Here is a 23403-nt window from a genome sequence, read left to right on the forward strand (position 1 = left end):
GACACCTCCCGGAACGCTTTGCCTCCAGCAGATCGCCGGACGCGGCGCCGGTGCAGGGCCGGACGGCCCGAAGGATCCGGGAGGAAACGCCGCGACCCCCGCTGGCGCAACTCATCGCCGGTGAGATGACACCACCGCAATACCGGCACGCCATGGCGAACCTGGCCGCACGGGACGCGGACCGGCATCCGCTCACCGTCCCGCCCGACACCGGGACGGCGAGCGCCTGAGCTGTTGCCGGCCGGGCCGGACCGCTGCATCCCCGGTCCGACGTGCCGGTTGTGAGGTCTACGCCAACGGGGTCCGGCTCGTGGAGCCCGCGCCGATCTGGACGCGGGCCCGCAACCCGGTGCCGGTCCCCGGGTAGAGATAGATCACGCCGCTCGATGTCGTGGCGGCGGCCAGGTCGGTGTACCCGTCGCGGTTGAAGTCGCCGACGCCGACCAGATCGCGCATCGCACCCCAGCCGGTGCCGACCTGTTTGCGCGCGGCGAAACCGTTGCCGCGCCCGGGATACAGGTAAAGATTGCCGTTGGTGGACCGGGCGACCATGTCGGTGTACCCGTCACGGTCGAAGTCACCGACACCGGCGAGTTCGCTCATCGCGTCCCAGCCGCCGGTGCCGATCTGTACCCGTGGGGTGAACTGGCCATCGGCGGTGCTGCGGTACAGATACAGGTTCGCCCCCTGCACCGCGATCAGGTCGGGATAGCCGTCGCGGTTGAAGTCACCGGGCGCGGTCATCTCGCGCACGGTGTTCCAACCGGCTCCGGCCCGCGTCCGGTCGCCCAGGCCCGACCCGGTGCCCGGGTGGAACCACAGGTCGCCGTTCGAGGCCTGCCGCGCCAGCACGTCCTCGTGCCCGTCGCCGTTGCGGTCACCGATCCGCAGCACGGCGTTCATCGCGGTCCACCCGGTACCCATCGGCTGCGACGCCGACATCTGCAGCACCGTGCCGTTGCCGGGGTAGACCACCAGGGCGTCCAGGCTACGGGCCACGCCGAGCACGTCGGACCAGCCGTTGCCGGTGAAATCGGCGAAGCGTGCGGACGGCAGCGGCGCCACGTCCAGGTAGTCGTTGTCGACATTGACGGTGACGCCGCCCCAGGTCTCGTCATGGCCGCCGCGGTACTGCTTGATCCGGCGGTGCGGCGACCAGTACGCCGCCGGAATGGCCGAATCGGTGACCGTGGCGACGTTGTCCCAGCGGGCGAAGTCCAGGTAGTCGGGGCGGACGTACCCGGCGGCGGTGTAGTTGGCCACCTGGTCGGCCACGCCGGACGACATGCTGCTGTAGAAGCCGGACAGGTAGCCGTGGTCGTGCAGCCGGGCGGTCCAGGCGCTGAGGAACGCGTAGACCCCGGCCCGGCAGGTCGCGTTGCCGGTGGCGTACGCCTCCATGTCGTAGATGAGCACGCTCTCCCGGGCCAGGCCGATGGCTTGGGCCTGGACGACGGCGTCGTCCGCGGCCGCGCGGCCCTGCACTGCGGCCTGCGTGTCGTCGATGCGGTACCGCTTGTTCGAGGTCGTGCACGAGGCCTGCGGTCCCAGATAGATCGGCATCAGGTGCCAGCCCGCGGCCTGCTGTTCGGTGACCCACTCGGCGGTCAGGTTGGGCTGGGTGCAGGCGCGGTTGTTGCCGCCGAAGTAGATGCCGAGCGCGCGGTACGGCGACTCGAGCCAGGCCTGCATCGTCGCGCTGGACGGCGCGGTGCAGGCGTCGAAACCCGGACCGGTGTAGGTACCCGGCTGGGCACCGGGATCGGCCGCGGCGGGCGGAGCCCAGGGCGCTGCTAGGGCGATAGCGGAGACAAGCCCGGTCGCCGCGGCGATCGCGACGCGGCCGGCGGGCGGATGGGAGCGGAATCTACGGGGTTGATCCATGTCGGCCTCCTCGACCGTAAATGGCCCTGTCGAGCCCATCAGAGGGCGGCCCGAGCCCGCCAGGGGCGAACGGCCCGACGTGCGTGCCGGATCGTGTCGGTGGAGTCCTTGATCCGCTGGCGCGCCCGCAGTCGCCCTGGTTTCGGGCCCTTTGGCCCGTCCCGGAGGGGCCGCAGGCGCTGCCGCGGTTCGCCGGCACCGGCCTACCGTGCCGATATGCTCAGCGCTGCGTCGACATCTCAGACCCCGTCCGTCGTGGTCGGCATCGACGGCTCCCGTACGTACGGCGACACGCTCGACCTCGCGGTCGTCGAGGCGGAGCGCCGTCATGCGCCGTTGCTGGTTGTGCATGCCTGGCCGGGCCGCTACAGCGGCCGGTGGGCGGCGAATCCCATGCCCACCGAGCAGGACGGACGGCATCTGCTGGAGATCGCGGAGCGGCGCGCCCGGCACCGGGCCCCCGGCCTCGAGGTCGGCACCGCTCTGGTGGCCGGTGGTGCCGCGGGCGCGCTGGCCCAGCAGTCCGCCGGGGCGCAGCTGATGGTCGTCGGCCACCGGGACGACGCGCTCACCCGGCACGGCTGGGGCTCGACGGCCGCCTACCTGGCTCACCACTGCGCGTGCCCGCTGCTGGTGCACCGCGGCGCCGCGCCGGAACGTGGTCCGGTCGTGGTGGCGGTCTCGGCCCGGCGCAGCGCCACCGCGACGCTCGCCTGCGCCTTCGAGGAAGCGTCGCTGTCGATGTCCCGGCTCGTCGCGGTACACGTGTGGACGCGTCCGTCCGCTCGCAACGCCGCCACGCGGGCAGCGGTCAGCGCCGGCTACGCCGCCGACCGGGCCGCGGCGGACCGCCAGCTCGCCGAGGTCATGGCCGGATGGGCCGCGACCTGTCCGGACGTAGAAGTGGAACGCCTGGTCCTGCATGACCTGGACGTGGCGTACACGCTGGAACGCGCGTCGCGTCGCGGCCGGCTGCTCGTCGCGGGCATCGGCCGCAACGGCCGCTTCGCCGAGCTGCTCTACGGCTCGCTGGGACTGGCGATGATGCGGACCGTGGCCTGCCCGGTGCTGCTGGTGCCGCCGCAGTGGCAGCATCCGATGATCGCCCGCGCCCCGCTCGGCCCGCCGGCGACCGTGGACTGATCCGCGACCGGGCGGACGCAGGTCCCGCCGGCGGGGGCCGCTCGGCCCTGACCTATGGCCCGCCGCGCGCCTAGCGTTCGCGGTAAAGGGACAAGGAGGTCGCGTGATGAAGAAATGGTGCGTAGACGATGTCATGACCACGGCGGTGGTGAGCGTCCCGGAGACGGCCCCCTACCGTGCCGTGGTGGATCTGCTGGTCGCCAACCGGTTCAGCGCGGTTCCGGTGGCCGACGCATTCCAGCGGGTGAGCGGTGTGGTCTCCGAGGCCGACCTTCTCCGCAAGATCGAGTACGCCGGCGACGAGGAACCCCGGATGTTCGACGGCCGGCGGCGCCGCGCGGATCGCGCGAAGGCAGGCGGGCGGACCGCGGCCGAGGTGATGAGCACTCCGCCGGTCGTCGTGCAGTCCGGCACGTCCATCGCGGCCGCGGCGCGGTTGATGGACGACGAGGGCGTCAAACGGCTCCCGGTCGTCGACGACCTCGGCCGCCTGGTCGGCATCGTGTCGCGCGGCGACCTGCTCAAGGTGCACCTGCGCCCGGACGACGAGATCATCGCCGAGGTGCGCGACGTGCTGGGCACCTACCTGCCGAAGCGGGGCGGGTCTGTGCAAGCCGATGTCGACAACGGTGTGGTCACGCTCACCGGACGCGTCGAGCGCTGGTCCACCACGATCGTGACGGACCGGCTGATCCGCCAGGTCGGCGGTGTGGTCGAGGTGATCGACAAACTCGGGTACGACTTCGACGACAGCGCCGTCCTCGGCACCGGCATGCCGTTCGGTGTGGCGTGAAGGGGGACAGTGCTTGGCGGCGGTCACCTTCGGTGGCCGCCGCCGGCGCGGTTCAGTCGCTCTCCCGATCACCGCGGACGACGGCGACGGGGCATGCACCGTGGTAGATCAGATGTTGGCTGACCGAGCCGAGCAGCAGCCCGGCGAAGCCTCCGTGGCCGCGGTCACCGACCACCATCAACTGGGCGTCGCGCGACCGGTCGGTGAGCACCCGGCCCGCGGCACCCTGCACCATCTCGTGCCGCACCGGCAGCTCCGGGTAGCGCTCGCGCACGCCCGCGATCGACTCGACGAGCACCCGCTCCTCCACGGCGGCCAGGAGCTCCGGGTCGTAGACCAGCGGAGTCATGTCACCGGGCATGGTCACCGGTGGGGTGCGCCAGGCATGCACCGCGACCAACGCAGCGCCCCGCCGGGCGGCCTCCTCGGCGGCGAAATCGATCGCCTTCGCCGAGACTTGGGAACCGTCGACACCGACGACGACCGGCCCGGACGGGCGCCGCTCGCCGCGCACCACCAGCACCGGACAGCGGCCGTGGGTAGCGGTCTGTACCGCGACCGAACCGAGGAGCAGGCCGGTGAACTGGCCCAGGCCGCGGTCGCCGAGCACCAGCAGGTCGGCGCGCGGGGTCTCGCCGAGCAGCACCGGTACCGGCGCTCCGGTCACGATCTCGGAGGTCACCGTCACTTCGGGAGCGGTCTTGGCGGCGGCCTGCACTGCCTCGTCCAGATACGTCTCGGCCTGGGCCAGGAATGCGCTGTCCGGTGCTTGCGTGACGCCGGGCGGGAGCGTGACATGGATCGTCGGCCACACCAGAGCGTGCACGATCCGCAGCGGACGTCCGCGCAGCGCCGCTTCGGCGGCGGCCACCTCGACCGCGTCCAGGCTGCGCGGCGAACCGTCGATGCCCACCACCACAGGGCCTCTGGTCAATGCGGGCATGGTTACGCGGTCCTCTCTACGGGTTGTCTCAGGCGTGCACCGGGTGCGGGGTGGGTGGCTCGACCCGCGCCGCCGGGCCGGGGAAGATCAGGCTTGTGCGGCCGTCGTCCAGCCACCGCACCGTGTATGGCGGAGCCCCGTCGGTGTGCGTGACGGCGGTGATGATGCCGACCCGGCGGACGTCTCCGAGATGGGTGCCTTCTACGACCAGCCGGTCGCCGATGTGCGCGAACATCGTGCCTCCCGATGCGAGGTGCTTGTCCGACACCCACCGAACGCTGGTTTGCGTCGTGTCGGCCGATGCCCGTCTTGGCGACGGTGGGTCTGGTGGCGCATCAGCCACGTCCATGTCTCTCGACCGCTACGACCTTTCGCCGAGCGTCCGGTGGGTGACACGGCAAGAATCTCGCGACGGCGTGGTCCTCCGGCAGGGCCGATGGTCCCGTAAACCGGATCATTCCCGGATCCGGCCCCAGACCAGGTAGGCCACCGGCCCGAACGGTTGCACGAAGATGCCCAGCCACCACAGCGCTTTGGGGCCACGGACGCGACATCGTGGCCGGCCTGCCAGGTCCATCGCCGTGGTCGCGGTTAGCGCCAACTCCACCGGAGCCAGGACCAGCGTTGCGGTCTGCTGCCAGTGGGGGAGTTCCTTCCATCGCCGGTGGTTCATCAGCGGTTCTCCTTCACCTCGCAAGGGTCCTTTGCCGCCGGCGTCTCGGCCCGCCGGATCATCGCCAGCGCGTCCCGTTCCACCAGGTCGGCGGGGCGGCCGGTGGGCACCGCCCGCGACTGCGGCCAGGGGTCGGCGTCGGCGGCGAGCGCGGCCGCGATCACCGCGTCGGCGTCCGATCGGTAGTCACGGGCCGCGGCGCGCCGCCTCAGACGTTCGTCGACGGTGGCAGGATCGGCAGTGCAGCGCAGCGACACCAGCACGCTGTGCGTGTCGGCGGCAGTTCGGTGGGCGGCCTGGCGCGGCGCGTCACGGATCCAGGACGCGTCCAGCACCACGCTCTCGCCACGCTCCAACAGCCGGTGCGCGCGCCGGAGCAGCTCGGCGTACGTGCGCTCGGTCCATTGCGCGGTATAGATCCCGCCCCGGTAGGCGGCGGCGGCCCCGCAGGCGGGGTCCAGGCCGGCCAGTTCCTTGCGGATCCGGTCACTGCTGATCAGCACCGCACCCAGCCGGTCGGCAAGGCGGCCGGCCAGCGTGGACTTGCCGGTTCCCGGCAACCCGCCCACCAGCACCAGCCGGACCACGCCGGCCCGCAGATGCCGCAGCGTCAGGTCGACGTGGTCGGCGACGTCCGTGGCCGCGGTTGCGTCGCCCTGGGTGCGGCGCAGACAGGCCACCTTCGCGCGGACGAACGCCCGGTAGGCGAGGTAATGGTGGCGCAGCGCCGCCGGTGCGGTGTCGCCGCTGAATGCGGCGTACCGGTCCAGAAAGTCCCGCGCTGCGTTGGCCGCGCCGAGATGCTCGACGTCCATGGCCAGGAACGCGGCGTCGTCGAGCATGTCGACGTAGCGCAGTCGGTCGTCGAACTCGATGCAGTCGAGGATGCGTGGACCGTCGTCCAGGCAGAAGATGTCGTCGGCGAGCAGGTCGGCGTGTCCGTCCACGATGCGCCCGGCGGCGATCCGGTCGTCGAACAACGGTGCCCGGCCGGCGAGGAAGTCGTGGGTGAGCGTCTCGATGCGTGCGGCGACGGCGGCGTCGAGGACGCCGCCGTGAAACGGCTGCAGCATCGCGAACGAGTCGTCCCAGCGCTGCCTCAGCGCTTCGCAGGTGCCCTCGGCGGAGATCGCCGGGCCGCGCCGGGCAGTGGCGTGGAAGGCCGCCAGGACGCGAGCCAGGCGCCGCAGGTGACCGCTGACCGGTACCCCGGCGCGGACCAGGGAGGACAGCCGCCGGTCGGCCGACATCCGGCGCATCACCACCAGATGGTCGCAGGGCCGCCCGTCGGGGCCGAGCACGTCGGCCACGCCGAGGTAGACGTCGGGGGCAAGGCGGCGGTTGAGGTCCACCTCACGGTGACAGGCCGCTTCGCGGTCCGCCCGGCTGCGGAAGTCCAGGAAGCCCAGATTCACCGGCTTCTTCATCTTGTACGCCCGATCGCCGACGAAGAACAGCGCGGCCGCGTGCGTCTCGATCGTTGCGGCGTGGTTGACGGCGCCCATGGCCCACCTCACCTGGGTTGCTTCCCCTTCCACCGTGTCGCCGGGAGGTGCCGGCGGCAAGGGGCTTCGGACGTTGCGGCCGGGACCAACGGCACTGGGTCCGGTGACGCGGCGGCGCTGGGATGAAGAGAGCATTGCCGACGGTAAGGAGGTGCCGGAGATCGGCGACGAACTCGCCACCGCCCGCGCGCTCGCGGACTCGCGTACCAGCTGCTCGACGTGACCGCCGGTGACATCGAGCAGTTCCCTCACCAGCCGGTGCACCTGAAGGCGTGAGGGAGGCGGCGTGTCCGACACAACGGCACCGAATGGCGGGACCGGACTCGATTCTGTGGCACGGACGTTCTCGGCCAGCCTTCCGGTGCGCTGACACCGGCCCAGCGGGTGACGTTGAAAGCGGTGACCGGGTCCGGGCCGTTCGGCACTGGACGGCACCGCACGCGCAGAGATCGGATGGTGGTGACAGCTATGCGAAAGGAGGTCAGGGCCATGTCGACACTCACGCGGTTCCGCGGCACGATGCTGAATCCGTTCGACTTCGGACTGTCCTGGCTGCCGATGGTGGGCCCGGTCATCCGGCTTGAGGAGGCGGTGGAGGAGGACCGTTACGTGTTGCGTGCGGAGATTCCCGGCGTGGACCCGGCCAAGGACGTGCATCTGACGCTCGCCGAAGGCGAACTGCGGTTGCAGGTGGAACGCAAGGAGGAGCATGCCGAGAAGGGCCGCTCCGAGTTCCACTACGGCACGTTCTACCGCACGATGCCACTGCCGGCCGGCGTCCGGGCGGACACGCTCAGCGCCACCTACACCGATGGCATCCTCGAGATCACCGCGCTCGTCGGCGAAACGGAGTCCGGGGCCAAACCCATCACGATCACGGTAGGCAAGGGCAAGGCCAAGTGAAGCCCCGTGGGATCCGGCCGCCGCCACGGCCGGGTCCCACCTGCATGCGTGCGGAGGAGCCCATGGCGCCGCTGACCGTCTTTGACCACCTGTCCCTGCACCCGTTCCTGGCGGACGTGCCGGCCACCTGGCTGCACCGGCTGGCGATGCACGGACGGCCGGCGCTGCGCCACGCCGGCGTCCGGCTGTTCCACGAGGGTGCCCCGGCCGGCAGCTTCTGGCTGCTGCGTTCCGGCGCGGTCGCCCTCGACTTCCACGTCCCGGGGCGAGGCGACATCGTCATCGAGCGGATCGGGGCCGAGGGCGTCGTCGGCTGGTCCTGGCTGCTGCCGCCGTACCGCTGGTCGCTGGGTGCCGTGGTGGCCGCGGAATGCCAGGCTGTCCAGCTCGACGCGGCCGGGGTTCGCCGGCTCCTCGCCGAGGACGCGGAACTGGGCCGCGAGTTGACCACCCGATTCCTGGCCGTGATGGCCGAGCGGCTGCACGCCACCCGGGTCCGTCTGGCCGAGCTGTACGCCTATCCCGAGACCACACCGAGGAGTCCCAGCCCGGTACCGCAGGACCAATGACTCTGGCGCCCGCAGCCGTCGCGCGTTGTGCTGAAGGTAGGACGCCTCGGCGCGGGAGGTGCGCGATGACAGACTTCGACCGGCACAGAACGGAACGTGAATCCCGGCAGCATGCCGCCGATCTCGGTCGCCCCACCCGCTACAGCGAGGCGCTGAGCCGCTATCTGGGCGCGACCTTCTACCGGGAGACGGCCCGGGTGCCTACGCCGACTCGTGCGCCCGTCCCGGCGCGGCCCGCTGGACTCGTGGTGGTAGGGGTGGACGACTCGCCGGACAGTTGCGTGGCCCTGGACCACGCCGCCGTCGAGGCCGACGTGCACGGCTGGAACCTGCGCCTGGTACACGTGCAGCACAGCCTCGGCCGCCATCAGGGCCGGGACCGCGGCGCGCAGCTGCTCGAGCGGATGGTCGACCGCGTCCACGCGCATTCCCGGACGGTCCCGGCGATCGGTCGGCTGGAGGCCGGCCCGCCCGCAGCAACCCTGCTGCACGCGGTGAAGGACGCGGACCTCGTCGTCGTGGGGCGTCGGCACGGCACCGCCGGAGCGGCATTCGGCATGACCGTGGGCGACCACGTCGCCGCTCACCATCCCGGACCGGTCCTGGTGGTCCGGGTGCCGGGTTGGCCGCCCGGACCGGAGTTCGCGCGGCGGCCCGTGGTGGTGGGCGTGGACGATTCCCCGGCCGCGGCGCGTGCGAAGGAGTTCGCCATGGCCGAGGCACGGGTCCGCGGCTGCGAGCTGATCCAGCTGCACGCGGGGGAGGCGGCCACCCTCTACGACCGCATGCAGACAGTCGAGGGCGTCACCGTGCACCATCAGATGCACCGGGACGAGCCGGTGGCTGCGCTGATCGACGCCTCGCGCAACGCCGCCGCGGTGATCCTCGGGCGGCGTGGCCGCAGCGGCCTCACCGGCGCGGTGCTCGGTTCGGTGAGCCGGTCGGTGATCCAACAGGCCCACTGCCCGGTGTTCCTGATCGGTTGAACGTCCGCACCGATGGGAGGCAACACCATGACGCACACAACCGCTGCGGACGTGGAACTGCTCGACGTGACGCCCTGCGGCGGCGAGCAGTACGAGATCGAGGTCCGCGGTCACCGCATCCGGGTCGACCAGCCGGCCACCGATGGCGGCGCCGACCTCGCCCCGACCCCGACCGAGCTGTTCGTGGCCTCCCTGGCCGCCTGCGTGGCCTACTACGCCGGCCGGTACCTGACCCGACACGGCTTCGACCGTGCCGGGATGCAGGTGCGCGCCGGCTTCGCCATGGCAAGCGACCGGCCGGCCCGGGTCGCCTCGATCCGCATCGTGGTGCACCCACCGGCCGGCTTCCCCGCCGAACGGATACCCGCACTCGCCGCGGTCGCCAGCCACTGCACCGTGCACAACAGCCTGACCGACCCGCCGCGCATCGACCTGCGGGTAGGCTGACGGCGGTCAGCGAGACACCTTCGTCGGGGCCGTCACCGTCAGGCGCAGTCGAGCAGGTCGCGTGCGTGACCCGACGCCTCATCGAAATGGTGGTCGAACGTCCATCGCCGACGCGGAGCGTTCAATGTCGCTGAACGCCGTCACCGGGCGCGAGCCTCAGGTACTGACCCTGATCGGGCAGGGCGCTACCAACGCCCGGATCGTCGATCCGGGCGGCGCCGGTCGCGGGTGCCGGTGGGTGGTGATTCCGAGGGCTGCGCCGGAAGGCGGATCGCCGTTGGTGTCAGACGAGCGGTGAGTCGATGATGGCCAGTGCCAATTCGATGAGGGTGTGTGCCCGGGCGGTTATTAGGGTGAGCAGTGCTTGAGTGTGTGGTGCGCTCTCGGCTGCTTCCTGCAACGCTTTGAGTCCTGCGGCGAGGTTGTCCATTCTTGAGGCCAGGTCGGTGTCCCCGGCGCCGTTGATCGCGGTGGCGATGGTCTGCAGGCTCAGGCCGTGTTCTTCGAGCTGTCTGATCGTGGCAATGGTGTCGACGGTGGCGGGATCGTAGAGGCGGAATCCGCCACCGGTGCGTTCGGCGGTCTGCAGCAGGCCGAGTTGGGTGTAGTAGTCGACGGTGCGGGTGCTGACGCCGGACTGGGCGGCGAGTTCGCCGATGCGTAGAAGGTTGCTCACCTCGTTGGCCTCCCGGGCGGATCGGCGTTCAGCAACCGTACAGTTGGACGTGCTAGTTTGCGGTCTGTGTCTGATGATACGGGTGAGGGCTGCAGTATTCGGCCGGGTATGACCCGGCCTTGTTTGACACGCTGTGGGTGCCGCGTCGGCGGTGACCTTTCGTGCTGATCACCGTTGGTGTTCTCGCGATCGTGCTGCTCACGGCGGCGACCGGCTATTTCGTGGCGCAGGAGTTCGCCTACGTGGCCGTGGACCGGCAACGGCTGCGGGCGATGGCTGATCGCGGCGACGCCGCGGCGCAACGGGCGTTGCGGGTGACGCAGCGGTTGTCGTTCGTGCTGTCCGGTGCCCAGGTGGGTATCACCGTCACCGCGTTGCTTGCCGGCTATGTCGCGGAGCCGTATCTGGGTCGGGGGACCGCCGAGTTGCTCGGTGTGACCGGCCTGTCCGAGACGGCCAGCACCTCTATCGCGGTGGTGTTCGCGTTGTTGTTCGCGACCGTGGTGCAGATGGTGCTTGGCGAGCTGGCGCCGAAGAACCTCGCCATCGCCAAACCGGAGACCCTCGCCCGGGCGCTGTCCCGCTCGACGCTGATCTACCTGGCCGTGGCGGGCCCTTTGATCCGCATGTTCGACGCCACCGCGAACCGGCTGCTACGCGCCATCGGCATCGAACCGATCGAGGAACTGCCGCAGGGCGCCACCTCCGAGGACCTGGACCGGATCATCGCCAACGCCAGCAGCGAAGGCACCCTCGACGCACGCGCCGCCCGGCTGCTTGACCACGGCCTGGACTTCCGCACCCGGACCGCCGCGGAGGCGATGCGCCCTCGGGTGGACGTCACGACCATCGGCGCGCACGAGCCGGCGTCTCGGGTGGTCGACCTGCTGGAGACCGGGCACTCGCGCTTCCCCGTGATCGGCGACGGCCTGGACGATGTGGTCGGCGTGGCGTCCATCGCCGACGTGGTAACCCTGGATCCGGACGTGCGGGCCACCACCCCGGTACGCGAGCTGGCCACGGTGCCGGTGGCCGTTCCGGAGGCCACCCGGCTGCCCGAGGTGCTGGACCGGCTCAAGACCGCACACCGGCAGATGGCGATCGTGGTCGACGAGTACGGCGGCTTCGCCGGGATCATCACCCTGGAGGATGTCGCCGAGGAACTCGTCGGTGAGATCCACGACGAGGACGACCTGCCCGAACCAGTCATCGAACCCGCCCGCGACGGATCCTGGCTGATCCCGGGCCGGGCCCGCGTCGACGAGATCGCCGAGACCACCGGCATCCGGCTCCCGGACAACACCCTCTACGACACCGTCTCCGGGTTGATCCTCGCCCGGCTCGGTCACCTCCCAGCCACCGGCGAACAGGTCGACGTGCCGCTGCCACCGCTGATCGACGCCGGCGGGCGCTCGCGGTCGCAGGGTGTGGCCCGGCTGACGGTGCTCGCCGTGCGTCGGCACGTACCCGACCGGGTCGCCCTGAGCGTCATCCACCACCACAGCGACGGGCCGGTGAACACATGAGCACCACCTGGTCGCTACTCGTTTCGGTGATGCTGCTGGCGTTCAACGGATTCTTCGTCGCCGCGGAATTCGCGCTGGTCGCCGCGAAACGCCATCGACTCGAAACCGCTGCCTCCGACGGCTCGCGCGGCGCTCGCGCCGCCCTGACCGGCACCCGGCAACTTTCGATGATGCTGGCCGGGGCGCAGCTCGGCATCACCCTGTGCACCCTGGGCCTGGGTGCACTGGCCAAACCAACGGTCGCGCACCTGCTCGAACCGGTGTTCACCGAGGTGGGCCTGCCGGAGGAGGCCGCCTACGTGATCGCCTTCGTGCTGGCCGTCTGCCTGGTCGGTTTCCTGCACGTCGTCGTCGGTGAGATGGCGCCGAAGTCGTGGGCGATCAGCCACCCGGAGACCTCGGCGCAGATCCTGGCGATCCCGTTCGTCGGATTCACCACGGTCCTCCGGCCGGTCCTGGTCACGCTCAACGGGCTGGCCAACGCCTGCCTGCGCCTGTTCAAGGTGACCCCGCAGGATGAACTGGCCCAGGTGCACAACGCCGAACAGCTGCGCATGCTGCTGCAGACCTCGAAGGACCACGGCACCATCGCGGACGCGGAACACGAACTGCTCACCGCGATGCTGCAGGTGCAGTCGTTGACCGTACGCGAGGTGATGGTGCCGACCGCACGCATCTTGGACGTCCCGGCCGGCACCGACGCCCGCGCGGTCGAGCGGCGCAGCACCGAGACCGGCCGGTCCCGGCTCCCCGTCACTGACGACGCCGGCGCGATCGTGGGCGTCGTGCACGTCCGGGACGCCGCCAAAGCCACCAGCTCACGGCGGTCCGCCACGGCACGGGACCTGATGACCGCCACGGTGTCGCTGCCGGCCGATACCAGCGTCCTGGACGCCGTCGCGACGATGCGGCAACGACGCAGCCACCTCGCCCTGGTCGCCGAGACCACCACGGTGATCGGCCTGGTAACCCTGGAAGACCTGCTGGAACAGGTGATCGGGCAGTTCGACGACGAAACCGACCCGGTCGTCGACGCCGCCCGCCGCGCCGGACGCACCATCAGTCCCGGCTAACCGTCTGTCCGGCCGCAGCACCATGCCCGGCCGGGAACCTGCCCACACTGCTCTCATGGAGGAGAAAAGACGTGGTCTTCAAGCGGATGCTCGGCGCTCTCGGCGTCGGCGGTCCCAGCGTCGACACGGTGCTGTCCGACCCGAACGCCCAACCCGGCGGCTCGGCGTCCGGGCAGGTGAACCTGACCGGCGGCAACCACGACGTCGAGATCGAGCACATCACCCTGAGCCTGGTCACCCGGATGGAGATCGAGGGCGGCGACGGCGAGGGTGCCGCCACCGGCGAGTTCCACCGCACCACCGTCAGCGGCCCGCTGCGACTGACCGCCGGCCAGCAACTGTCCCTGCCCTTCCAACTGGCCATGCCCTGGGAAACCCCGATCACCGCGGTCTATGGCCAGCCGCTGCGGGGCATGGTCATGGGCGTGCGTACCGAGGTCGCGATCGCCCGTGCCGTCGACAAGGGTGACCTCGACCCGATCCACGTCAACCCGCTGCCGGCGCAGCAACGCATCCTGGACGCGTTCGCCCAGCTCGGCTTCGGATTCAAGAGTGCCGACCTGGAGTACGGGCAGATCGCCGGCGTGCCGCAGAGCCTGCCGTTCTACCAGGAGATCGAATATTTCCCGGCACCCCAGTACGCGCACGCCATCAACGAGGTCGAACTGACCTTCGTGACCACCCCGCACACCGTCGAGGTCATCCTGGAGTTCGACAAGCGCGGCGGCATGTTCACCGGCAGCCAGGACAGCTTCGGCCGCTACACCGTCGACCATGCCGCCGCCGACACCCTCGACTGGACCCAGCAGGTCGACGCCTGGATCCGGCAGGCCGTCGAACACCGGCAGAACCTCGGCGGCTACGGCGCCCCCGGCTACGGACAGCCCGGTCACGGCCACCCGCACGGCGGCCACCACCCCGGCGGTCACGGATCCGGCATGGGCGGCGTCCTCATGGGCGCTGCCGGAGGACTCGCGGCCGGCTACGTCGCCGGTGAGGTCATCGACGAAGTCTTCGAGGACGACGGGGCAGAAGAATAGAACGATGCCGTGACGGTGCGGGCAACCGCACCGTCACAGCGCCCGCCGCATCGGGGTCATGTCGAACGCGGCAGCCGAGGCGGCCGGGGGCCGTACGAGAATGGCCAGCAGGACTCTTCACGACCCTGGAAGGACATCTCTTGGCTGGCGGACTCGTCGCCCTGTTCGATGATGTGGCGGCGCTGGCTCGTGCCGCCGCCGCGTCGATCGATGATGTCGGTGCGGCGGCCGCGACGGCCGGCGCGAAGGCCACGGGCGTCGTCATCGACGATGCCGCCGTCACGCCGAAGTATGTGCGGAGCCTGGCGTCCGAGCGCGAGCTGCCGATGATCAAGCGCATCGCCCACGGAGCGGCGGAGAGAAGGTGCAGGACGAGAAGGCGCTGGTCTCCGGGGCGGTACGCACGGATCTGATCCTCCCGGCGGAGATCATGGTCATCACCCTGTCGCGACTCTCCGGCGCCGTCGCCGCGTTCGGCCGCGGCCTGGTGCGGGCCATGCCGGTGGTCCTCACCGTACTGACGGTGGCCAGCGCGATCCTCGGGCTGCTCGTCGGCGCACTGGTCGTGCTGGTCCTGACGTTCACGCTCCACCGCAGAAGGTCCACCACCATGACGGGGGCGCATACGGACTCGCACTGACGACAGCCCTGCGACGTCAAGCCCGCCGTCTGCGCCGGTGCCCGCTTCGGGCCGAACACCGTGGAAGGCTGGCCCGGTGACATACCAGCGGTGAGCGAGGGAGCAATGTGGCCGGTCACGTTCCGTGCCGGCGTCCGGGACGCCAGCAACGGACTACGGACATGCAATGGTGTGCACGGTCACCTGTCGTCGACCGGCGGCTTGGCGCCGGACCCCGGCACGCCGGTCACCGCTGGTCCGCGGCCTCCTGTTCCAGCAGGTCGACCGCGGTCGCGACCCCATTCTCCGCCCGGACACGCTCACCGAGCCGAGCGGCCGCGTCGATCATCGCGGGATCGCTGATTGCCCGCCGGATCGCCGCGGCGAGCGCCGGCACGGTCAGATCGGGCTGCGCGATCGGATCCGGCGCGACACCAAGCTGCCGCATCCGCGTACCCCAGAACGGCTGGTCGCCGACGAACGGGCACACCACGTGCGGCTTTCCGGCCCGGACCGCGGCTGCCGTGGTGCCCGCCCCACCGTGATGAACTACCGCCGCCACCCGCGGAAACACCGTCTCGTGCGGGACCTCTCCGGTCACGAACACATCCTTCGGCGACGGAATTTCGCGCAGTCCGCCCCAGCCGGTGGCAAGCACGCCCCGCGCACCCGCCACCCGCAACGCCTCAACGACCATTCGGGTTCTGGCCAGCGGATCCCCGCCGGTCATACTGCCGAACCCGACGAAAACCAGCGGCTCCGGCCCGTCGTCCCGCACCGCCTCGGTAAGGCCCGGATCGACGCCGGCTTTCGTGCGGTCCGCGAACCAGTATCCGGTTACGGTTGCCGAGAGCGGCCAGTCAGGGGGCCGGGGTACCACCGCGGCGCTGACCGCGTGCAGCGCCGGCGCAGGTCCACCGTCTGGTCGGCGCAGCGGATTGTGCCTGCCGGGTCGCCGCGGCAGGCCCAGTCCGTCGCGCCACCGATCCACCGTGCGGCCGAACATCATCGCGGGCGCCCGCATACCTGCATAGGTCATCCGGTTCATCGACGCCGGCAACCATGACGGGAACTGCTGGCCCGGCCACGGGAACTGCCCGGTCGGCACGTACATCGGCATCGGCAGCGCCAGCGCGGCCGGGACACCCAGCTTCTCCGCCACATGCTGTCCGGCTATGACCTGTCCGTTGTGCACGATCAGGTCAGCAGCCCGACCCGGCCCTGCGGAAGCCACCTGCCAACAGTCCTCGAGCACCCGGGTGAACATCGCGGGCATCCGGCGCATCAGCGCCAGCTTCGCGCGGAGCCCGCCGTAGGCGACGTCGCCGACCGCGGAGTCGCCGTCCAGCAGATGCAGCGGGCCATCGTCCATGCCCGCGTACTGCACGCCCTGGCCGGTGACCAGCTCGGCGAAACGCGTCGGCGCTCCTACCACCGCCTCGTGACCGCGCCGCTGCAATTCCTGCGCCAGCGCCACGAACGGCTGGACATCACCGCGGGTGCCGAGAGTAAGGATCAGAACTTTCACCGTGAGCCTCCGGTAGCCGCCGACACGTCATCACCATGCCGACCAGGCTTCCCGGCTCACCATCTGCGAGCGTACGCGCAGGCGTCAATCGCGCTCGTCCGCGACCGACGATCGATCTCCGGCTCGGCGCCGTTCGCGCCGCGGTACCCGAGCAGCCGCGAGGAACGTGAGCACGGACAGCGACAAACGCCAGCGGCACTCCCACCAGGAACTGCGCGGCGCCGATGCCGACCGTGTCCACCGCGGCCATGCCGTGGGTGTACGAACTCAGTGTGTGCCATCCGGACCGGCCGGCGCGGTGCACGCGGGCGGCTGCGGTGGCCGGCAGGCGGGCGGTCAGCCACCGCCACATGGCGGCGCCGTCGCGAAGGAAGAAGAACAGCAGGAAGATCGCGAGCAGGGCGGCCGCCAGCGCCTCCGCCGCTCCGGTGGCACCCGCGACCGGGCTGGGCAGGGTCTCGCGCAGGGTCTGCTGCAGCTCGGCGGCGCGTCGCCCGATCAGGTATGACACCGCGGTAAGCAGGCCGAGCAGGCCGGCGACGCCACAGAGGGCCGACACGGTTGCCGGCAACCCTCCCATCGTCTGAGCTGGGCGGTGACCGGACCGAGGAGCGCGGCGAGCAGCAGCGCTACGATAATGGCCATGGTCATCGGCACCAGCCGGACCAGTATGCGGATCACCAGGTAGGCTGCGAGCGCGAGTATCAGCGCCGCGGCCACCGCCGTGGCGGGCCGCACCAGCCGGGCGTACGGGCGGCCGCCGTCGCGAGCGGACATGGGCATTCCTTCCCTCGTAGCACCAGGGTCATGCGTCCGACGGCCACCGGCCGTGCATCGCGGACTCGACGAGCCGGGCGGCGTCGTCGAGCCCGGAGCGGTCGGCCTCGTCGAACTCTTGACGGGCGGCCACGGCCCGGGTGCGCGCGAGTTGCTCTAGCACGGCCGCCCGGTACCCGTCGTCCCGGACGACCCACGCCACCTCGCGCAGCAGCTGCAGGATCCGGGCGAGTACGTCGGGCTTAGCCGCCCCGTACCGCCGTGGCTGGCCGACCGCCAGCTGTAGCAGGGCCGGAAAGCTTGGCCGGGTCAATACCACCCGCACCCGGCCGGCGTCGTCGCACCAGCGCTGCGGACCCCAGTTGTACCCGGCCGCCTCGCACAGCAGGGCGGAGGCGTGGCTCAGCGCGTGCACGGCGGTGGTCGGGTCGTTGACGGACGGGGACAGCGCCTTGACCGCCACGTCGGTGATCTGCCGCATGCCGAACGCCACGTCCTGCGCAGCCGTGCGCTCGAACGAGAACTCGATTGCCGCGTTCACCCGCTTCGCCCATTTCTTTTTCTTCCCGTCGTCCGGATGCGGGCCGTCCAGCGGCCAGGCCGTAGCGATCGGTGTCCCGGCGATGATCGATGCTCCGGGATGCCGGTCGATCCGGATGACGGTCGTGGTCGCGTCGGCGATCGCGAGCAGTCGGTTGTGGTCCACCGAGGCGAGAAAGCCGGAGCGGTGCGCGCTCAGCCGGACGCCGGCGTCGTCCGGTGGCAGGGCCGGCGCAGCCGGCTGCGGGGAAGCGGCCTCCGGCACCGTGGCGAGGATCGTCCGCCGGCTCTCCGCGTGCACGTCCCGCAGCATCGACTCGACGCGGATCTGCTGGGCGAGATGAGCGAGAAAACCGGCCACGGCCAGCACACAGACCACGGTGAGTCCGTATGCCGTGCTGACCGACAGACGCGGCACGAACGCCGGCGCTTCGTCGTCCTGTGTCCGCACGGTGCGTAGCACGGTGAGCGCGTAGCTGAATGTCGCCAGCAGGATCGCCAGGGTCAGGTGCACCACCCGGTCACGGGCGAACGTGCGCAGCAGCCGGGGCGAATACTGGCCGCTGGCGAGCTGCAGGGTAACCACGGTGAGCGAGAAGGTCAGCGACGTCACGGTGATCAGCGATCCGGCGACCGTCTGCAGGACGCTGCGGGCGGCCTCCGGACCACCGGAGAACAGCAGCGCCGCGACGGTGGGTGGCACATCGTCCAGAAGGCGGGCGTCCAGCCGGGGCATGGCCACCCCGAGGCCGATCGCCGCGGCGATCGCCGCCGCCGGCAGTGGCCACAGCTGGGTGCGCAACCTGTCGAGCAGAACGCGCAGGCGGGTGCGGGCGGAGCCGCCCTTGAGTGTCATTCAGAGTCGTCCGGCGCCGGAGGATGCCGGTTCGTTGCCGGCCTGAGGGCGGTGCTGGGCATGTCGAGGGCTCCCGGTGAGTGCAGGACGGCGTGGTCTGTCGCCCGATTACCTCGCAGGGGGCGCGCTAAACAGCCGTGGGCGGCCCGGGGCCGACGTTCACGTCGTCCTCGCTCGGACGGCGGGCCTGCCGACGCCCCTGCTGGGTCGTAGCGTCCGGCCATACGTCGTCCACGGAGGCGTTGACCTCCGCGCCGACCAGACGGCGATCGCGGTGAGGGAGAGGAACAGCAGAACAGCGATCGGTGCGGCGGCCGAGCGACGGCCGCGGGAGTGCACCTGACCGATCACCGGTTCGTGGCGACCAGGTCCTTGATCTGGTGCGTCGGGGTCCGCCCCGATCACCTCGGTCACCGATCTGGGTCTGAAGCTGCGTGACGGCCGGCTTGAGGTCGACGAGTACCTCACGGTGCCGGGTCATCCGGAGGTGTATGCGTGCGGTGACGCCGCCGCCGTACCGGATTTGACTCGGCCGGGCAAGATCACCCCGATGACCGCTCAGCACGCCGTACGTCAGGGGAAGGTGGTGGCCGACAACATCGCCGCGTCCTACGGCACCGGTCGTCGCCGCGTCTACCGGCACCACGATCTCGGCTTCGTGGTGGATCTTGCGGGAACCGACGCGGCGGCCAATCCGCTGGGCCTCCATCTCAGGGGGTCCCGCCAAGGCGGTGACGCGCGGTCACCACCTGCTGTCGCTACCAGGTAACCGGGTACGAGTGGTCGCCGACTGGCTGCTCGACACGGTCCTGGCCCGGCAGGCCGTGCAGTTGGGGTTGCTGAGTCCCGAAGCCGTCCCGTTGGACAACGCCGCACCCGGAGTTCCCGCCGGTGGGCAGCAGTGACCGCTGGGCCGGACCGAAACCGGACTGCACCTTCGTGGAGTCAGCCGCAGCGACGTCACCGGGGCGCACCCCAGCAGTCGACTTCGTCGTTGAGTCTCGAGTCATGCCAGGCCGTCACGAGCGTCTGTCCGGTGCCGGGGAGACCAGGACGAACTGCACTCGGCCGTTGTCGTCGATGAGGGCGTCGATGATCTTGTCATCCACGCACTCCTCGGCGTCGCCCGCGATGAACAGCGCAGCGTCGGAGGCGGCCTGGAAGACCGTGTTACCGGGTTCCGAGGTCGGAGCGACGGCGACGTGGAGCGAGACCTGGCCGTCGTTGGTGGCGATGCGTAGCCCGGCACCCTGTGGAACCCCGGGGCGGGCGACGATCTGACGTATCGCGTTGATGGCGTTCTCCGAAACTGTGAACACAGCGGTGCTCCTCTGGCCGTTCTCGTCGTGGCACGGATATCCGTGCGCCCAATGTTGCGGCCGGATATGTAGGCGGTTCCGCCGCTTCGTGACATTCGGGCGACGATCACCCGACCGGTGACTGGTGTGTCGATCGATGCACGGCAGCAGCCTCGAGGCCCGGGTTGGTTTCACCCGCGGCTTTGGAAAGCGCCCGGTACGCGCCGATTGGCTGTCGCAGGACGCGGGTAGCGGCCGTCCACGTCGTTTGCGGCCAGAGGAGGAAAGACATGGTCGAGACCCGTGCCCGTCGCCGGGCACTCACACACCGCGTCCGCCGCGGCCGCTTCGGCGGTGCTGCTCGCGCCGCTGGCGGCCTGCGGAGACGACGACGGCGGCATCCCAAACATCGCTCTCTACAGCGCCCCGGAGCAGAGCTTGCGACAGGTCGTCGACGACTGCACGGAGGCGGCCGGGGGCCGGTACCGCATCGAGTATCAGCAACTGCCGCGACAGGCCGACGAACAGCGGGTGCAGATGGTGCGACGGCTCGCGGCCGAGGACGACAGTACCGCGACAGGTTGTACGCGGCGCCGAAGAACACGAACGTCCAACTGCTGTGGTACCGCACCGACTTGGTTGCGGAACCGCCGCAGACCTGGGCCGAGATGATCCGGACAGCGCAGCAGCTGCAGGCTCAGGGTCGTACCCACCGCATCCTCACCATGGGCGCCCGGTACGAAGGCCTGGTCGTCCTCTACAACACACTGGTGGCCAGTGTGGGCGGGCGCATTCTCAATGACGCGGGTGACGAGGTGGTGCTGGACGAGGGCGCGGTCCAGGCGCTGGAACTGCTCAAGCGCTTCGCCACCTCCGGCGTCACCAGCCCGTCACTCAGCAACGCGGTGGAGGACCCGGTGCGCCTGGAGTTCCAGGACGGCGGTGGGGCCTTCCAGCTGAGCTGGCCGTACGTCTATCCGGCGCTGCAGGAAGGTGCTCCGGAACTGGCCCCCCGGGTCAGCCGCGCCGGAGATTGAGCGGGCGTACCCGATGAAGGAGACCATCCTGGCTGAGTTGCGCGACGCCGCGGTGCGCCCGACGACGCCCGCATATCAGAACGTCTCCACGGTCATCTCCGCGATCTTGTCGCCGCCGGGCGACATCCAGCCACGCGAGACCGTCGAGGCGCTGCGTGAGCAGATCGCGGACGCGCTCGCCTCGCGAGGCGTGCTGCCCTGACACGGTGGTCTGTGACCCCGACGCCGAGGCGCTCCGGGTGAGCTGGGCGCTTTAGCCGGTCGAGCAGGGCTCGCAGCGGGTAGGTGCGGAACCCTCGAAGGACATTCAGCGCTGTTCCGGACCGGACAATGCCGATTCGGAACCAGCCCGAGGGGAGGTGCTAGGCATGTCGAAGGCGGACCTGCCAGCGGCGCTGCTGGGTGGTCGCGTGCGGCCACACGTCGTCCACAGAGGCGTTGAGTCCTGCGCCGATCAGAACTGCGATGGCGGTGAGGAAGAGGAAAGCAGCACAGCGATCGGTGCGGCGGCCGGTCCGGTGTCCCGCGTCCCCCAGGCGAGATGGGTTCGCGGAGCCATACTGCCGCCGGTCCACACCGCTAGGGCCAGGACCACCCGGGTATCTCGCGCCGTGCGGGTGAGCGTCCGCTTGCCCGTCACGGTCTCGCGCCGGACTGCGGGCCGGGCAGCGCGCCGGCCGCGGCTGCGGGCGTAGTGGATGTCTGCCCGTACTTCGACAAGGGCCGGTACACCTGCATCGGCGGCTCCCTGCCCGTCAGCCGGACGAGGACGGCGATCTCCCCATGGTCCTGCAGCGGGCCTGACGTCCGACCGGGGCCCCCGCTTCGTCATGGAACCGACATGCCGCTGCGGAACCGCCGCAATGTCCTCCCGTGATGCTGGGTCCCGAGACAATCGCGCCGTGACCAGCTCCAGCGAGTGGGAGCATCGGCCTTGACCAATGGTGGTGAAGATCCGACATGACAGCCGTTCCCGCCAAGGCCGGCGCCGGCGTGGAGCTGATCTGCGACGGCTGCGGAAGTGTGGCCGTCGCGGGCGGCCACGGCCTGCATGACGACGACGTCGTCTATGTCGCGGTCGCCGAGGTCGGCTGGACCGGCTCGGCGTTCGCGCGGGGGCCGCACCGCTGCCGGCCCTGCGAGGAGGCACTGCTGGCGGCCCCCCGGCACACGCGCGGCCCGGCCGGTGACGATGCGGCTGCCGGTCGGGTCGTCTGGCACGTCGCCGCGCCGGCATCCTTGGTGCAGGTGAGCGGGGACGTCGACATCGATGTGGTGGACGAGCTGCGCGCCGCGCTGGAGGCAGCTGTAGCCGCCCGTGCGCACGTCGTCGTCGACCTGGCCGGGGCCGGCACCATCGACTCCGTCGGGCTCGGCACGCTGGTCCGCGCCCGCCAGGCCGCCCGCCAGCGGGACGGTAACCTCGTGCTGGCGGCGCCGTCGCGGTTCGTGTTGACCGTGCTGCGGACCATGCGCCTGCACACCGCGTTCCCCGCGTACGAGACTGTGCCGGAGGCGCTGGCTGCGGCCTCGGACGGTGGGCCGTCGGTCGTACCTCCGCCGCACCAGGCCGGGCTGTGAACTGACGGGCGCGGCATCGAGGGCCGGTGGCCGCCGTCCGGCAGGCGGTCGCGGACCGTACGCATCCAACCGTTCAGCCGACGACTGAGATGCAACGCTTGGTCTTGGACCGGCTGCCGGGAAGATCGGTTCGGGCCTGCCCGAATCCGTGCTCTGGTGCACTGACGTTGTGCCCCCGTTCACCGTCGCGGCATCGAGACTCTACCGGCTTGGACGCGCGGATGCGGCAGATGCGGAGGGGGGCTGACAGAGGGCGGTGGGTGCAGGACGCGGCGCGGAGCTGGGCTGCACGAGTGCCCCGACGGTTACCTGACCCGCATCTGCGAAGGTGAAAGTCACCGGAACGGTCGTGCCGGCGAGTACCTGTTGCTTGAAGTTCACCAGCCGGCCGTAGTAGGCGTCGAAGGGTGGTACGCCTCCGGAGGCCTCGGTGAGTCCGGGAAAGGCGGGTTGCAGAGGGAGTGCGGACACGGTCCGCGCGGCTCCGTCGCAGTCGTCGTCCCATCGGATTTCCACTGACGCAGCGGCCGTGCTTGTGAGCGATGTCAGGGTGTCCTGTCGCCTACCCTCATTGAGCAGCGTGAACCAAACCACAGCATCGTCGCCAGGTTGATAGCTCGGGTTCTGCGGTGCCTCGACGTGAACGCTGCGCAGCAGGATCTCGCCTACTTGGGCGTTGGCTCCCATGACACTTTCCTGGAAGGGCTCCGGCTGGTCGCCCGGTATCGCTACCGGATCCTCCGTGCGGCAGGCACTGAGGGGTACGGCGAGAATGACGGCGGTGATGACGGCAATGGCTGAATTCGCTCTCATGCCCCGCTGCTACCCGTGGTTCGTGAGCCGTAACAACGGTGCCCCGTGCTTCGCAGGCTTCGCCAAGTGGCAAGACAACGCTCGTCCTCATCGGGCTGACCCGGGTCGCAAGAGGCGGACATGTTTCTGCGGAAGTCGCGGGAGTAGAGGGTGCATGGGCATGTCGGCCAACGAGGCCGCCGCCGCAAGGCGT

At 70.5% G+C, this 23403-nt stretch carries 27 protein-coding genes and 1 pseudogene; 16 read left to right on the plus strand and 12 right to left on the minus strand.

The genetic code is table 11. The features are described from left to right. Positions 1-288: 288 nt before the first annotated feature. Entirely contained in the window at positions 289-1884 is a 1596-nt protein-coding gene (locus LDL48_RS40025) for a glycoside hydrolase domain-containing protein (protein WP_225260407.1), read from the minus strand. A gap of 216 nt (positions 1885-2100) precedes the next feature. Here LDL48_RS40025 and LDL48_RS40030 point away from each other — a divergent pair, with 216 nt between their 5' ends. Both LDL48_RS40030 and LDL48_RS40035 read left to right on the plus strand, forming a co-directional pair. Then, a complete protein-coding gene (locus tag LDL48_RS40030; RefSeq protein ID WP_225260408.1) occupies positions 2101-3027 on the plus strand; it encodes a universal stress protein in 927 nt (308 codons plus the stop codon). A 106-nt stretch (positions 3028-3133) separates the two neighbouring features. After that, positions 3134-3820 (plus strand): CBS domain-containing protein, encoded by a 687-nt coding sequence (locus LDL48_RS40035; RefSeq protein ID WP_225260468.1) that lies wholly within the window; start codon positions 3134-3136, stop codon positions 3818-3820. 52 nt (positions 3821-3872) lie between these two features. On the opposite strand, the gene LDL48_RS40040 is transcribed toward LDL48_RS40035, so the two are convergent. From LDL48_RS40040 to LDL48_RS40055, 4 genes are all read right to left on the minus strand, one after another. Further along, a complete protein-coding gene (locus tag LDL48_RS40040; RefSeq protein WP_372472299.1) occupies positions 3873-4754 on the minus strand; it encodes a universal stress protein in 882 nt (293 codons plus the stop codon). 37 nt (positions 4755-4791) lie between these two features. Continuing rightward, positions 4792-4998, minus strand: a complete 207-nt coding sequence (locus LDL48_RS40045) for a DUF1918 domain-containing protein (RefSeq protein WP_225260410.1) — start codon at positions 4996-4998, stop codon at positions 4792-4794. Between the two features lie 219 nt (positions 4999-5217). Beyond that, positions 5218-5436: a PLDc N-terminal domain-containing protein gene (locus tag LDL48_RS40050; RefSeq protein WP_225260411.1), complete on the minus strand. Its 219-nt coding sequence runs from the start codon at positions 5434-5436 to the stop codon at positions 5218-5220. Continuing rightward, complete coding sequence (locus tag LDL48_RS40055; RefSeq protein ID WP_225260412.1) at positions 5436-6941, minus strand: bifunctional aminoglycoside phosphotransferase/ATP-binding protein; 1506 nt, start codon at positions 6939-6941, stop codon at positions 5436-5438. Before LDL48_RS40055 ends, LDL48_RS40050 begins: the two co-directional genes overlap by 1 nt. A gap of 489 nt (positions 6942-7430) precedes the next feature. Between LDL48_RS40055 and LDL48_RS40060 the strand changes: the two genes are divergently transcribed. The 4 genes from LDL48_RS40060 (at position 7431) to LDL48_RS40075 (ending at position 9846) form a co-directional block, all read left to right on the plus strand. Then, positions 7431-7844: an Hsp20/alpha crystallin family protein gene (locus LDL48_RS40060; RefSeq protein ID WP_225260413.1), complete on the plus strand. Its 414-nt coding sequence runs from the start codon at positions 7431-7433 to the stop codon at positions 7842-7844. 62 nt (positions 7845-7906) lie between these two features. Then, the gene (locus LDL48_RS40065; RefSeq protein WP_225260414.1) at positions 7907-8413 is read left to right on the plus strand and encodes a cyclic nucleotide-binding domain-containing protein; all 507 of its coding nucleotides are present in this window, start codon (positions 7907-7909) and stop codon (positions 8411-8413) included. Positions 8414-8478: 65 nt separating this feature from the next. Continuing rightward, positions 8479-9399 carry a universal stress protein gene (locus LDL48_RS40070; protein ID WP_225260415.1) on the plus strand — a complete coding sequence of 307 codons (921 nt, stop codon included), beginning with the start codon at positions 8479-8481 and terminating at the stop codon, positions 9397-9399. Positions 9400-9426: 27 nt separating this feature from the next. Further along, entirely contained in the window at positions 9427-9846 is a 420-nt protein-coding gene (locus LDL48_RS40075; protein WP_225260416.1) for an OsmC family protein, read from the plus strand. A gap of 283 nt (positions 9847-10129) precedes the next feature. Here the strand turns inward: LDL48_RS40075 and LDL48_RS40080 are convergent, their stop codons facing one another. Next, positions 10130-10522 (minus strand): MerR family transcriptional regulator, encoded by a 393-nt coding sequence (locus LDL48_RS40080; protein WP_225260417.1) that lies wholly within the window; start codon positions 10520-10522, stop codon positions 10130-10132. 161 nt (positions 10523-10683) lie between these two features. Here LDL48_RS40080 and LDL48_RS40085 point away from each other — a divergent pair, with 161 nt between their 5' ends. From LDL48_RS40085 to LDL48_RS40105, 5 genes are all read left to right on the plus strand, one after another. Further along, positions 10684-12048 carry a hemolysin family protein gene (locus LDL48_RS40085; protein ID WP_225260418.1) on the plus strand — a complete coding sequence of 455 codons (1365 nt, stop codon included), beginning with the start codon at positions 10684-10686 and terminating at the stop codon, positions 12046-12048. Then, a complete protein-coding gene (locus tag LDL48_RS40090) occupies positions 12045-13121 on the plus strand; it encodes a hemolysin family protein (protein WP_225260419.1) in 1077 nt (358 codons plus the stop codon). Before LDL48_RS40085 ends, LDL48_RS40090 begins: the two co-directional genes overlap by 4 nt. Positions 13122-13192: 71 nt before the next feature. After that, positions 13193-14161, plus strand: a complete 969-nt coding sequence (locus LDL48_RS40095; RefSeq protein ID WP_225260420.1) for a sporulation protein — start codon at positions 13193-13195, stop codon at positions 14159-14161. 140 nt (positions 14162-14301) lie between these two features. Continuing rightward, positions 14302-14574: a DUF808 family protein gene (locus tag LDL48_RS40100; RefSeq protein ID WP_225260421.1), complete on the plus strand. Its 273-nt coding sequence runs from the start codon at positions 14302-14304 to the stop codon at positions 14572-14574. Next, complete coding sequence (locus tag LDL48_RS40105; RefSeq protein WP_225260422.1) at positions 14526-14801, plus strand: DUF808 family protein; 276 nt, start codon at positions 14526-14528, stop codon at positions 14799-14801. Before LDL48_RS40100 ends, LDL48_RS40105 begins: the two co-directional genes overlap by 49 nt. Positions 14802-15027: 226 nt before the next feature. Here the strand turns inward: LDL48_RS40105 and LDL48_RS40110 are convergent, their stop codons facing one another. From LDL48_RS40110 to LDL48_RS40125, 4 genes are read right to left on the minus strand one after another with little or no spacing between them, the layout of a single operon-like run. After that, positions 15028-16257, minus strand: coding sequence for a glycosyltransferase (locus LDL48_RS40110; protein WP_308016552.1), 1230 nt, complete (start codon positions 16255-16257; stop codon positions 15028-15030). Positions 16258-16270: 13 nt separating this feature from the next. After that, positions 16271-16819 (minus strand): hypothetical protein, encoded by a 549-nt coding sequence (locus tag LDL48_RS40115; RefSeq protein ID WP_225260424.1) that lies wholly within the window; start codon positions 16817-16819, stop codon positions 16271-16273. Next, positions 16807-17085, minus strand: coding sequence for a hypothetical protein (locus LDL48_RS40120; RefSeq protein WP_225260425.1), 279 nt, complete (start codon positions 17083-17085; stop codon positions 16807-16809). Before LDL48_RS40120 ends, LDL48_RS40115 begins: the two co-directional genes overlap by 13 nt. Before the next feature lie 28 nt (positions 17086-17113). Next, positions 17114-18481 carry a DUF2254 domain-containing protein gene (locus LDL48_RS40125; RefSeq protein WP_225260426.1) on the minus strand — a complete coding sequence of 456 codons (1368 nt, stop codon included), beginning with the start codon at positions 18479-18481 and terminating at the stop codon, positions 17114-17116. A gap of 318 nt (positions 18482-18799) precedes the next feature. Here LDL48_RS40125 and LDL48_RS40130 point away from each other — a divergent pair. After that, positions 18800-19386: pseudogene (locus tag LDL48_RS40130) on the plus strand (NAD(P)/FAD-dependent oxidoreductase); the annotation flags it as partial. Between the two features lie 114 nt (positions 19387-19500). On the opposite strand, the gene LDL48_RS40135 reads toward LDL48_RS40130, so the two are convergent. Beyond that, positions 19501-19800 carry a hypothetical protein gene (locus LDL48_RS40135; protein WP_225260427.1) on the minus strand — a complete coding sequence of 100 codons (300 nt, stop codon included), beginning with the start codon at positions 19798-19800 and terminating at the stop codon, positions 19501-19503. A 269-nt stretch (positions 19801-20069) separates the two neighbouring features. Between LDL48_RS40135 and LDL48_RS40140 the strand changes: the two genes are divergently transcribed. From LDL48_RS40140 to LDL48_RS40150, 3 genes are all read left to right on the plus strand, one after another. Next, positions 20070-20816: an extracellular solute-binding protein gene (locus LDL48_RS40140; protein WP_225260428.1), complete on the plus strand. Its 747-nt coding sequence runs from the start codon at positions 20070-20072 to the stop codon at positions 20814-20816. A gap of 13 nt (positions 20817-20829) precedes the next feature. After that, entirely contained in the window at positions 20830-21018 is a 189-nt protein-coding gene (locus LDL48_RS40145) for a hypothetical protein (protein WP_225260429.1), read from the plus strand. Positions 21019-21776: 758 nt separating this feature from the next. Beyond that, positions 21777-22397 (plus strand): STAS domain-containing protein, encoded by a 621-nt coding sequence (locus LDL48_RS40150; protein WP_225260430.1) that lies wholly within the window; start codon positions 21777-21779, stop codon positions 22395-22397. A 201-nt stretch (positions 22398-22598) separates the two neighbouring features. Here the strand turns inward: LDL48_RS40150 and LDL48_RS45465 are convergent, their stop codons facing one another. Continuing rightward, positions 22599-23084: a copper chaperone PCu(A)C domain-containing protein gene (locus LDL48_RS45465; protein WP_504786606.1), complete on the minus strand. Its 486-nt coding sequence runs from the start codon at positions 23082-23084 to the stop codon at positions 22599-22601. On the opposite strand from LDL48_RS45465, the gene LDL48_RS40155 reads away from it, so the two are divergent. Beyond that, positions 23037-23198, plus strand: coding sequence for a hypothetical protein (locus tag LDL48_RS40155; protein WP_225260431.1), 162 nt, complete (start codon positions 23037-23039; stop codon positions 23196-23198). The two genes, LDL48_RS45465 and LDL48_RS40155, sit on opposite strands and share 48 nt — an antisense overlap. Positions 23199-23403 lie beyond the last annotated feature (205 nt).

The organism is Jidongwangia harbinensis (assembly GCF_020216025.1).
GTDB classification, from domain to species: domain Bacteria; phylum Actinomycetota; class Actinomycetes; order Mycobacteriales; family Micromonosporaceae; genus Actinoplanes; species Actinoplanes harbinensis.